This window comes from Mesorhizobium sp. M2C.T.Ca.TU.002.02.1.1 (assembly GCF_003997225.1).
In genome coordinates this window covers 1-11,598 of sequence record NZ_RZTO01000097.1, presented here as the reverse complement: position 1 = coordinate 11,598, position 11,598 = coordinate 1, and the positions used below count along the sequence as shown (strand labels likewise).

Sequence of the window (11,598 nt, the reverse complement as noted above, 5' to 3'; positions counted from 1 at the left end):
GATCGCCAACGGCTCTGACACAGCAAGCCCATTGGCCCCATAGACCACACCATCAATGGGTAGACGTCTGGGCAAAATCCGGGGAAAGTGCCGCCCGCAAGATTGAGAGGACAGCACCATGACCGATCCGACCCGCCTGCCCGCCGAAGGACTTTTCGTCGGCCGCGCCAGAACCAGCGAAGCCGCCCACCCGATGGTGGTGACGGTGCGGAACGGCGAAGTGATCGATATCACCTCGAGCGCGGCGCCGACTGTGCGCGATCTTTGCGAGTTGAAGGATCCGGCTGACTATCTGCGTTCTGCCAAGGGCAAGGCGATCGGCGCGCTCGCCGACATTGCCGCGAACAGTTTTGAGGCCAGCCGCGACGCCGCGAAGCCCATCCTGCTATCGCCCGTCGACCTGCAGGCGGTGAAGGCTTCCGGCGTCACCTTCGTCGTCAGCCTGCTCGAGCGCGTCATCGAGGAGCAGGCGCGCGGCTCGGCGGAGAAGGCGGACGCCATCCGCGCAGACATCGCCGGGCTGATCGGCCATGATTTGTCGAAGCTGAAGCCTGGCTCGCCGGAAGCGATGGAAATCAAGGCCAAGCTGATTTCGCGTGGCGCCTGGTCGCAATATCTGGAAGTGGGCATCGGCCCGGACGCCGAGATCTTCACCAAATGCCAGCCTATGGCCTCGGTCGGCTTCGGCGCCGATGTCGGGCTGCATCCGGTCTCCACCTGGAACAATCCGGAGCCGGAGATCGCCATGATCGCCGACAGTTCGGGCCGCATCGTCGGCGCCACGCTCGGCAACGACGTCAATCTGCGCGATGTCGAGGGCCGCTCGGCGCTGCTGCTCGGCAAGGCCAAGGACAACAATGCTTCCGCCTCGCTCGGGCCGTTCATCCGGCTGTTCGACGAGACCTTTTCGATCGCCGACGTGAAGCGCGCCACGGTGCGGCTCAGCGTCGAGGGCGAGGACGGCTTCTCGCTGGAGGGCGCGAGCTCGATGGCGGAGATCAGCCGCTCGCCCGAGGAATTGGTCAAGGCGGCGATGGGGCCGCACCATCAGTATCCGGACGGGCTGGCGCTTTATCTCGGCACCATGTTCGTGCCCTCCAAGGATCGCGGCGAGAAGGGCAAGGGTTTTACGCACAAGGTCGGCGACATCGTCACCATCTCGTCCGAAAAGCTCGGCGCGCTCACCAACCGCGTGCGCCTGTCGCCTGACTGCCCGCACTGGACCTACGGCGCCAGCCACCTGATGCGCGACCTGGCCAAGGCAGGCCTTCTCTAACGCTCGACCGAGGCGACATCGCCGCAGCCCACCACGGCGAGCCGATGGGCTAACGGCACCTGCCTGCCCCAGAAAATAGCACCTGATCTGATGCAATCTGATGGGATTGCTGATGGCGTGCGCGCCTCACCCAACTTCCATTGGCGATGGAGGCTTGCCAGCGCCGAAAAAAGAGAATGCTCTAGATGTTCGGGGCGGCGCCGGCAGGAGACGCGGTCCAAGGCCGCGTCGCGCCGATCCAGGAGGAGAGTTTAAACATGGGAGGAAATCGAATGCTTTCGCGGCTAAGACTGCTTGTGCTTGGCTTGATCGCCATGCTCGCCGTTCCGGCGATGGCTGAGGCCAAGACGTTCTACTGGATTTCGCATGGCGGCCCGGCCGATCCGGTCTGGACCTACTTCCTCGCTGGCGCCAAGCAATGGGCTGATGACACCGGCAACAAGGTCAACACGTCCTTCCACAACGGCGATGTGGCCTCGCAGCAGGAGGCCGTCCGCGCCGCCATCGCCGCCAAGGCCGACGGCATCGTGACCACCAGCCCCGATCCGGGCAGCCTGGTTGACATCGCCAAAGAGGCCCGCGCGGCCAACATCCCGATCATCAACTTCAACACGCCCGATCCGAAGGCCAACTTCAACGCCTATGTCGGTGGCGACAACGTCACCTTCGGCAAGCACTGGGCGCAATACCTGGTCGACAAGGGCCTGGTGAAGAAGGGCGACTTCGTCTGGATGCCGGTCGAGATCCCCGGCGCAACCTATGGCGTGCAGGAAGAGGAAGGCATCAAGAGCGTGTTCGAGCCGGCTGGCATCACCTATGAGGTGACCGAGGCGACGCTCGACCAGGCCGAAGTGATCAACCGCATGGTCGACTATCTCACCGCGCACAAAGGCAAGGTGAAAGCCATCATCGGCCTCGGCGACCTCGTCACCGGCTCGATCAAGCGCGTGTTCGACCAAGTCGGCGTCAAGCCGGGCGAGATCCCGGTCGTCGGCTGGGGCAACTCGCTCGACACCACGCAGGAAGTGCTGAACGGCTACGTCAATGCCGCGCAGTGGCAGGACCCGCAGGCGACCAGCTATGTGGCGCTTTCGCTGGCCAACATGGCCGCCAGCGGCATCCCCCCAGGTTTCAACGTCATCACCGGCGCGCTCTATGAGAAGGACACCGCCGGCGTCTACGACAAGATCCTGTCCGGCAAATAATCCCTTGAAACTCGAAGGGTCGCGACTTCACCCGGTCGCGGCCGCCTTTTTCCTGTCCCGCCGCGCCCGCCTCTGCCAGGCAGGCCGGCCGTAACGTCGTGGGTTCAATGGAAAACCGTTCTCACATCCAACGCCTGATCGCACGGCCGGAATTCGGTCCACTGGTTTTGCTCATCGTCGAGCTCGTCGTCTTCTGGGGCATCAATCCCGATTTCCTGTCGCCGCAGAACATCTCCAACATCCTGGCCTTCACCGTCGAGCTCGGCCTGATCGCGCTGGCGATGACGCTACTGATGACATCGGGCGAATTCGATCTTTCCGTCGGCTCGCTGTTCGGCTTCTCGCCGGTGTTGATGTGGACGCTCTACAACAGCGGCGTCACCTCGCTGGAAATGGGCCTGCTGATCGCGCTGATCGTTGCCGCGCTGATCGGGCTGGTGAATGGCTGGTTCGTCACCCAGCTCAAGATCCCGTCCTTCCTGGTGACGCTCGGCATGCTTTTGGTCGTACGCGGCACGGCGCTGTTCATCACCGACGGCTTCCCGCAGCGGACCTGGAGCGCGGAAGGCAGCTGGCTGGCCAACATCCTGGTCGGCGACTTCTATGTCGGCCCGTTTCGCATCTACGCCTCGCTGTTCTGGTTCATCGGCGCCGCGATCGCGCTGGGCTACGTGCTGACGCAGAGCCGCACCGGCAACTGGATCCAGGCCGCCGGTGGCAATCCCAATGCCGCCCGCGCGCGCGGCGTCAACGTCAACCGCGTCAAGGTCGGCCTGTTCATCCTGTCGGCGGTGATGGCTTCGCTCGCCGGCGTGATCTCGTCGCTGCGCACGTCCGCTGCCAACCCCAACAGCGGCACCGGCTACGAGCTCGAGGTCATCGCCATGGTGGTGATCGGCGGCACGGCGCTGACCGGCGGGCGCGGCACCATCATCGGTACAGTGCTCGGCATCCTGATCCTGCGCGTCATGCGCAACGGCATCGTGCTGATCGGCGTGCCGGGGCTGGCCTACAACATCTTCATCGGCGCGATCATCCTCGGCATGATGGCGCTGCATTCATGGCTCGAGCGCCGGCACCAGGCGGGGACTTAAGACGATGGCCGAGCCTCTGATCCGCATGACAAACATCCGCAAGTCCTACGGGCGCGTGCAGGCGCTGGTGGACGCCAATTTCCACGTCAATGAAAAGGAGATCGTCGGCCTGCTCGGCGACAACGGCGCCGGTAAATCGACGCTGATCAAGGTGCTGTCGGGCGCCGTGCCGCTGACCAGCGGCGACATCTTCATCCGCGGCAAGAAGGTGACGCTGCGCTCGACCAGCGATGCCATCGCGCACGGCATCGAGACGATCTACCAGGACTCGGCGCTGGTCACGCAGCTGTCGATCGCCCGCAACCTGTTCCTCGGGCGCGAGCCGATCAAGCCGCCGCGCTTCCTCAACCGCATGGACCAGGAGGCGATGAACGCGGTGGCGCGCGACCTGCTGAGGGAAGTCGGCATCACCAAGAATATCCCGCCGACGACGCCGATCGGCTCGCTGTCGGGCGGCGAGCGGCAGGCCGTGGCGATCGCGCGCGCCATGCATTTCGACAGCGATCTCATCATCCTCGACGAACCGACCAACAATCTCGGCGTCGCGGAGACGCAAGGGGTCTTGAGCTTCGTGCGCAGCGCCCGCGATTCCGGCCATTCCTGCATCTTCATCGCGCACAACATCCACCACGTCTTCCAGGTGGTCGACCGCATCGTGGTGATGCGCCGGGGCAAGGTGGTGGCCGACGACATCGACCCGAAGAAGACCACCGTCGCCGAGGTCGAGCGCGTCATCACCGGCATGTCGGACAAGGAAATCCGCGACGCGATTTCCGATGGCCCGCAGCGGCATGGCTGATTGCTGACCAGCAAATCGCATCAGCGGCCAAGCCCATTCACGCCTTGAGCTGGCACAGGATCGCATCAGCCCCTATGACTGGACCCATGAAAGCCACCGTAGCCGACATCGCCAAAAGCTGCGGCCTGTCGACCGCGACCGTCGACCGGGTGCTCAACAACCGGCCGGGCGCAAGCGCGGCCAACCGTCAGCGCGTGATGGAGGCGGCCAAGCAGCTCGGCTATCTGCCGACGCTCGACCAGGTCGTGCTGCCCTCGAAGCCGGCGCATCTCGAATTCTTCCTGCCGATCGGGTCCAACGCCTTCATGGCCGACCTTGCCCACCACATCGACGATTATGCGGCGCGCCTGCCGCTGGTCGCTTCATGCCGCATCCATAACCTTGCCGGCATTTCGCCGGGCGCGCTCCAGAGCGCTGTGGAGAACCTCTCACTCAAGGCCAATGGCGTCGGCGTGATCGCCGTCGACCATCCGCGCACGCGCAACATCCTGCGCGAGCTGGTCGATGCCGGGATCAGGCTGGTCACGCTGATTTCCGACGTGCCGGCCGCGCCCCGCTCGGCCTATGTCGGCATCGACAACCGGGTGGCCGGCCGCACGGCGGCGCTGCTGATGGGCCGCTTCCTCGGCGGCCGCACGGGGCATCTGGCGATGGTGGTCGGCTCGCGCTCCTATCGCGGCCACGAGGAGCGCGAGATGGGTTTTCGCTCGGTGCTGAGCGAGGAGTTCCCCAATCTCACCGTGTCCAGCGCCGTCGAGATCAACGACGAGCCGGACGCCAGCTACCGCGCCACCATCAAGGCGCTGCACGACGAACCCGAGCTGCTCGGCATCTACTGCGTCGGCGCGGGGCGCTCGGGTGTCGCCAAGGCGTTGCTGGAAGCCAAGCCGCGCAGGAAGCCGGTCTTCATCTGCCACGACCTGACCAAGGAAACGCGCCGCTATCTCGTCGACGATCTCGCCGACGTCGTCATCGACCAGAATGCGCGATTGATCGCCGAGCAGTCGGTCATCCGCCTGCTCGGCTCCATCGCCTCCTCGGCGCCCTACCTGACCAAGAAATTCATCGAGCCGCGGCTGATCTTCAAGGAAAACGTGCCGGTGCAGTAGCAGGCCGGCGCATGTTTCGTGGATTTGTCAGACGATTGATCCTGCAATTCTGCACAGCAGCTATGCACGCTTCGCAATTGCCGAATCGTTGGGCAGCTCGTATTTCTTGGCCTGTCGGATGTCTTCCTCCTCCCAGACACCGACGGTGAATACGGTACACCTCCTCCCGTGCCGTGTTCGAAATCGAAGCCCGCTGCCTCCTCCTCCCGGCAGCGGGCTTTTTCTTTGCCCGCAGCTTCCCCTCCACCCGATTGCCAAGTCGAATTGCAAGAGCAATTCGGGCAATCCGACCTCTCCCCGAAGGGAGAGGTGATATTCAGCGCCTTCTTCTCCCCCGGGGAGAAGGTGACCGCGAAGCGGCCCGATGAGGGAGGGATCCCGATCAGCGCGCCCGGAACGAGGCGATCAGGCTTTCGGCCATGCGCACGAATTGCGCGCTCGGGCCTTCGGCGCCGACGCTCTGCATGGAGACGCGCGCGCCTTCGAGCAGCAGCGACAGCGTATCGGCGAGTAGCTCGGCCTGGCCGATGCCGGCATCGCGGCAAAGCGCAACCAGCTTCTCGCGCTGGGCTTCCTTGAGTTCCTTGATGACCCGCCTTGCCGGGTGATCGGTCTCGGTGAGCTCGACGGCGGCATTGGCCATGTCGCAGCCGCGGCTGTCTGCGCTGAGCAGTTCCGAAGCCTTTTGGACCCAGGCATGCAACTGGGCGAGCTTGTCGCCGGGATGCTCCGCCTCAAACTCGTCCCAGATCCTTGAAGCCTTCGCCGCCGTGGCGCGCAGGCATTCGATGATCAGCTCGTCCTTGGACTCGAAGTGACGGTAAAGCGTCATCTTGTTGGTGCCGGCAGCCTCGGTGATGGCGTCGACGCCAACGCCCTTGATGCCGTGCTTGTGGAACATGTCCTGCGCCGTCTCCAGGATCCGATCCCTGGGGCGGGAACGCTCCGCGACGCCGTCAGTCATGATGATCTCCTTTCGTCGTTTCCAAAAAAACCGTCGCCACCTCTTGACTAGGGTGTTACCGGTCTGTAACTTCCAGCATGTTACTTACTGGTAACACCTATATCACTCGCCGTCAAACGACAAGGCCTCCGATAGCCCTGCCAGAGTGAAATAGGACGCAAAACCTGCCTGTCATGCGGCTTCGGCCGGTGAAGAACGAGAAAAAAGCGGTCCGTGATCATGCGATGCGGGCCGAGCAAGGAGCCACTCCTATGCAAAAGCGCAAAGACCTGACGATCGACGAAGCCATCCGGGATCCGATGATCCGGCTGGTGATGAAGGCGGACGGGATCGACCCCAAAGCCTTCGAACGGCTGCTGCGCCAGCGCGCGGCGGAACAGGCGCCGGACGATGAAGTCCTGCCATCCTTCCTGCAGGATTCCGGTTCCGGCCGGGCCCGGCGCCTGCGCCATTTCGCAAAACCGTTCGGCGAGGCGTCCGCATCATGGTGAACTTCTTCATCCACCGCCCGATCTTCGCGTCGGCGATCGCCATCATCATGGTGCTCGCCGGCGCGATCGCCTACTTCCTGTTGCCGGTCTCGCAGTTCCCCGACATCACGCCGCCGCAGGTCGTGGTCAGCGCGCACTATCCGGGCGCCAGCGCGCAGGTCGTGGCCGATACGGTCACCACGCCGCTCGAGCAGCAGATCAACGGCGTGCAAGGCATGACCTACATGTCGTCGACGAGCTCGAATGACGGCTCGTCCACCATCACCATCACCTTCGACGTCGGCTATCCGCTGAGCACGGCGGCCGTCGACGTGCAGAATCGCGTCAGCCAAGCGGCATCCTCCCTGCCCGCCATCGTCAACCAGGGCGGCGTGACGATCAAGAAGCAGAACCCCAATTTCGTGCTGATCGTCGACCTCACCTCGCCGGACGGCTCGATCGATCCGGTGGCACTGAGCAACCTCGCCTATCTGCAGGTGGTCGACCCACTGAAGCGTCTGCCCGGCGTCGGCGACGTGCAGATCTTCGGCGAACGTCGCTATTCGATGCGCGTCTGGCTCGACCCGGACAAATTGGCCAATCTCGGCATAACCGCGGTCGATGTGCAGAACGCCATTTCCGAGCAGAACGTGCAGGTGGCGGCCGGCAAGATCGGCCAGTCGCCGGCGCCGGCCGGCACCGCCTTCGAGATGCAGGTCAATGCGGTCGGCCGCTTGAGTGACCCGAAGGAATTCGGCGATATCGTCGTGCGCGCGAACTCGCAGAATGGCTCGCTGGTGCGGCTGCGCGACGTCGCCCGCATCGAGCTCGGCGCGCTGCAATATTCCTCGTCCGCCTTCTTCGGCAAGGACCCGACCGTGGTTCTGGCCGTCTACCAGATGCCCGGCTCCAACGCGCTCGACCTGCAGCAGCGGGTCAAGGACAAGATGCAGGAGCTGTCGCAGCGTTTCCCGAAGGGCGTCAACTACGCCATGCATTACGACACGACACGCTTCGTGTCGGCCTCGATGCATGACGTGCTGATCACGCTCGGCGAGGCGCTGGTGCTGGTCGTGGCGGTGGTGTTCGTCTTCCTGCAGAGCTGGCGCACCACCATCATCCCCACCATCGCCATTCCGGTCTCGCTGATCGCGACGCTGGCGATCATGTACATGCTGGGCTTCTCGCTCAACATGCTCTCGCTGCTCGGCATGGTGCTGGCGATCGGCCTTGTCGTCGACGACGCCATCGTCGTGGTCGAGAATGTCGAACGACAGCTCGAGGCCGGGCTCAAGCCGCTGGCCGCGACACGCGCGGCGATGGCCGAGGTGACGGGACCGATCATCGCCACCACGGCGGTGCTGATGGCGGTGTTCATCCCCGTCGCCTTCATCCCGGGCGTTTCCGGCCGGCTCTACAACCAGTTCGCGTTGACCGTGGCGATATCGGTCGGCATCTCGGCCTTCAACTCGCTGACGCTGTCGCCGGCGCTGAGCGCTGCCTTCCTGCGCCATCGCGGCGCGACCCAGTTCGTGCTCTTCCGCTGGTTCAATGCCGGCTTCGACTGGCTGTCGCATGCCTATGCGCATGGCGTGCGCATCCTGATCAAGCTGCGCTGGATCATGCTCGGCCTGTTCGCGGCCGGCCTGGTCGCCACCTACTTCGTCTGGCAGAAATTGCCCTCGACCTTCCTGCCCGTCGAAGACCAAGGCTATTTCTTCGTCGTCATCCAGCTGCCGGACGGCGCTTCGCTCGAACGCACCGACGCGGTGGCGCAGAAGGCGCGCGACATCCTGCAGAACACGCCCGGCGTCGACATCGTCGGCTCGATCAGCGGCCTGAACTTCCTCACCAGCGCCGCGCAGTCGAACTCAGCGGTCGAGTTCGCCATCCTGAAGCCCTGGGACGAGCGTGGGCCCGACCAGAGCGCCTCGAAGCTCGTCGAGCAGGTGCGCGGCAAGCTGTTGCAGATGCCTGAAGCCTTCGCGCTGTCCTTCGATCCGCCCTCGATCCCGGGCCTCGGCACCACCGGTGGCTTCGAGTTCCAGGTGGAGGACCTGTCGGGTCGCGGCAGCGCAGCGCTGAACGACGTCACGCAGGCGCTGATCGCGGAGGCGCGCAAGCAGCCCGAACTCAACCCGCAGCAGCTGTTCTCGTCCTTCTCGACCTCGACGCCGCAGTTCAACTACGACCTCGACCGCAGCAAGGCGAAGCTTCTCGGCCTCAACCTGCCGGACGTCTTCAACACGCTGCAGATCTATCTCGGCTCGCTCTACGTCAACGACTTCAACCTGTTCGGCCGCACCTTCCGGGTGACCATCCAGGCCGACAAGGACGCGCGCGCCGATGCAACCGACATCTCCAGGCTTTACGTGCGCAACGCGTCGGGCGGCATGGTGCCGCTGAGCACGCTGGGCAAGCTGGTGCCGATCGTCGGTCCGGAGACCGTGCCGCATTACAACAACAACGCCTCGGCCCTGATCAATGGCGGCGCTGCCCCCGGCTTCTCGTCCGGACAGGCGGTGGCCGCGATGGAGCGGGCGGCGGCCAACGTGCTGCCACGCGACTTCGGCTACGAATGGACCGGCATCACCTTCCAGGAGCTCAAGGCCGGATCGATCGCATCTGTCGTGTTCGGGCTGGCGATCGTCTTCGTCTTCCTGATCCTGGCGGCGCAGTATGAAAGCTGGGCGATGCCCTTCATGGTGCTGCTCGCCGTGCCGCTGGCTTTGTTCGGCGCCTTCGTGGTGCTCCTGCTGCGCGGCATGCAGATCGACGTCTACTCGCAGATCGGATTCGTCATGCTGATCGGCCTGGCGGCGAAGAACGCGATCCTGATCGTCGAGTTCGCCAGACGCCGGCGCGAGGAAGGCCTGACCATCGTCGAGGCATCGATGGAAGCGGCACGGCTGAGGCTAAGGCCGATCCTGATGACGGCCTTCGCCTTCATCCTCGGCGTGCTGCCGCTGATGTTCGCGACGGGCGCGGGCGCTGCCAGCCGGCAGTCGATCGGCACCACCGTCTTCGGCGGCATGGTGGCGGCGACCATCCTGTCGCTGGTCTTCGTGCCCGTCTTCTACGCGGTGATCGAACAGCTGCGCGAGCGCGGCGAAAAAGAACCAGCCAAGGGGCACCACGACGCCCCTCAGCCAAAAGAAATCGAACCGACCGCCGAGCCGGCGCTTCAGCCGCTCGCACAAGCGGCTGAATAAGATTGGAGACCAAAATGCGTAGATGGAAAATCGCTTTGGGAACGGCCGTTGCGCTCGGCGCAATCTCGGTGGCCAGTGTGCATCTGCTCGACATGGGCAATCTCAGCGGCGGCACGGCGGGTGCGGCTCCCGCGCCGGCGGCCTTCGTCATGCCGGTGCCGGTGGTGAATGTCGTGAAGAAGACATTGCCGATCTATCTCGACTACGCCGCGCGGGTGGAGTCGATCCGCAGCATCACGCTGCAGGCCCGTGTGCCGGGTTATCTGCAGGAGCAGACCGCGGCCGACGGCAGCGACGTCAAGCAGGGCGACCTGCTCTACCGCATCGCGCCCGACGACTATCAGGCCGCGCTGGATCAGGCGAAGGCACAGGTGCAGCGCGATACCGCGACGCTCGAATACGCCAAGTCCAATCTCGGCCGCGGCACGGATCTCGCCAAGGCCGGCTATCTCGACAAGGACAGCTTCGACCAGCGCACCAGCAATCTGCGCACGGCCCAGGCCGCCCTTGCCGTCGACCAGGCGACGGTGCGGACGGCCGAGCTCAATCTCGGCTATGCCGAGATCAAGGCGCCGTTCCCGGGACGCATCGGCCGCAACCAGGCCTCGGTCGGCACGCTGGTCAGCGTCGCCGGCACGGTGCTCAACACGCTGGTGCAGCTCGACCCGATCTATGTGACCTTCAATCCGAGCGAGAGCGATCTCGTGCAGATCGAGCAGGCGAAGGCCAACGGGCCGATCGCCGTCGACGTTTTGCTGCCCGGCGAGACACAACCCAGCCAGAAGGGCGAGCTCACCTTCATCGACAACACGATCGACCATTCGACCGGCACCATCACGGCGCGCGCCACGATCGGCAACGCCAAGTTCACGCTGTTGCCGGGGCAATATGTACGGGTGCGGCTGCATGTGAAGGAGCAGCCCAACACGCTGATGGTGCCGCAAGTGGCGCTCGGTTCCAGCCAGCTCGGCAAGTACCTCTATGTCATCGGCAAGGGCAACACCGTCGACCAGAAGCTGGTATCGCTTGGGCCCACCGACGGCGACCTGATTTCCGTGACCTCCGGCATCTCCGAGACCGACCAGGTGATCACGGGCAATCTGCAGAAGATCGGACCCGGAATGCCGGTTTCTCCCTTGCCGCAACCGAAACCGGCCAGCTGATAACCCCCATCAGTTTCCGGTCCGACGGCGCCCTCGACTCCCACGTCGAGGGCGCCGTTTTGCTATGTGGGTTCAGTCAGCTCCCGACGCCTGCGCTGTGCGTGGCTTCGCGGGGATTGCTCGCAAGCAGTTCGACCAGGCCGGCGATATCGGCGCGTTCTGCCTTGGCCGGCAGCATGAAGGCGCAATAGGGCTGGCCGAGGCGAACCGAGACGGAGGACAGCGCGATCAATCGGCCTGCCTGCAGGTCGGGGCTCGCCATGACCCTTTGGCCCAGAGCTATCCCCAGGCCAAGCCGCGCCGCGC

The 11,598-nt window shown here is 64.4% G+C and carries 9 protein-coding genes and 1 pseudogene; 8 read left to right on the top strand and 2 right to left on the bottom strand.

All coding sequences use genetic code 11. The annotated features are described in order from the left end of the window. Positions 1 to 118: 118 nt before the first annotated feature. From EOD07_RS07885 to EOD07_RS07865, 5 genes are all read left to right on the top strand, one after another. On the top strand, positions 119 to 1,276 hold the full coding sequence (locus EOD07_RS07885) for a fumarylacetoacetate hydrolase family protein (RefSeq protein ID WP_127234806.1): 1,158 nt from the start codon (positions 119 to 121) through the stop codon (positions 1,274 to 1,276). A 272-nt stretch (positions 1,277 to 1,548) separates the two neighbouring features. Continuing rightward, positions 1,549 to 2,481, top strand: a complete 933-nt coding sequence (locus tag EOD07_RS07880) for a substrate-binding domain-containing protein (RefSeq protein ID WP_127234803.1) — start codon at positions 1,549 to 1,551, stop codon at positions 2,479 to 2,481. Positions 2,482 to 2,588: 107 nt separating this feature from the next. After that, on the top strand, positions 2,589 to 3,575 hold the full coding sequence (locus tag EOD07_RS07875; protein WP_041009057.1) for an ABC transporter permease: 987 nt from the start codon (positions 2,589 to 2,591) through the stop codon (positions 3,573 to 3,575). 4 nt (positions 3,576 to 3,579) lie between these two features. Further along, positions 3,580 to 4,374, top strand: coding sequence for an ATP-binding cassette domain-containing protein (locus EOD07_RS07870; RefSeq protein ID WP_040990921.1), 795 nt, complete (start codon positions 3,580 to 3,582; stop codon positions 4,372 to 4,374). 86 nt (positions 4,375 to 4,460) lie between these two features. Continuing rightward, entirely contained in the window at positions 4,461 to 5,483 is a 1,023-nt protein-coding gene (locus EOD07_RS07865) for a LacI family DNA-binding transcriptional regulator (RefSeq protein ID WP_040990919.1), read from the top strand. A 382-nt stretch (positions 5,484 to 5,865) separates the two neighbouring features. On the opposite strand, the gene EOD07_RS07855 is transcribed toward EOD07_RS07865, so the two are convergent. Further along, positions 5,866 to 6,447 carry a TetR/AcrR family transcriptional regulator gene (locus EOD07_RS07855; protein ID WP_127234800.1) on the bottom strand — a complete coding sequence of 194 codons (582 nt, stop codon included), beginning with the start codon at positions 6,445 to 6,447 and terminating at the stop codon, positions 5,866 to 5,868. Positions 6,448 to 6,635: 188 nt separating this feature from the next. On the opposite strand from EOD07_RS07855, the gene EOD07_RS07850 reads away from it, so the two are divergent. The 3 genes from EOD07_RS07850 to EOD07_RS07840 are packed head-to-tail and all read left to right on the top strand — an operon-like array spanning position 6,636 to position 11,292. Beyond that, positions 6,636 to 6,938 (top strand): hypothetical protein, encoded by a 303-nt coding sequence (locus EOD07_RS07850; RefSeq protein WP_244508436.1) that lies wholly within the window; start codon positions 6,636 to 6,638, stop codon positions 6,936 to 6,938. Next, positions 6,932 to 10,129, top strand: coding sequence for a multidrug efflux RND transporter permease subunit (locus tag EOD07_RS07845; protein WP_127234797.1), 3,198 nt, complete (start codon positions 6,932 to 6,934; stop codon positions 10,127 to 10,129). The genes EOD07_RS07850 and EOD07_RS07845 overlap by 7 nt, the downstream gene beginning before the upstream one ends. 14 nt (positions 10,130 to 10,143) lie before the next feature. Beyond that, complete coding sequence (locus EOD07_RS07840) at positions 10,144 to 11,292, top strand: efflux RND transporter periplasmic adaptor subunit (RefSeq protein ID WP_127234795.1); 1,149 nt, start codon at positions 10,144 to 10,146, stop codon at positions 11,290 to 11,292. 76 nt (positions 11,293 to 11,368) lie between these two features. On the opposite strand, the pseudogene EOD07_RS07835 reads toward EOD07_RS07840, so the two are convergent. Next, positions 11,369 to 11,598, bottom strand: a pseudogene (locus tag EOD07_RS07835) (hypothetical protein); the annotation flags it as partial.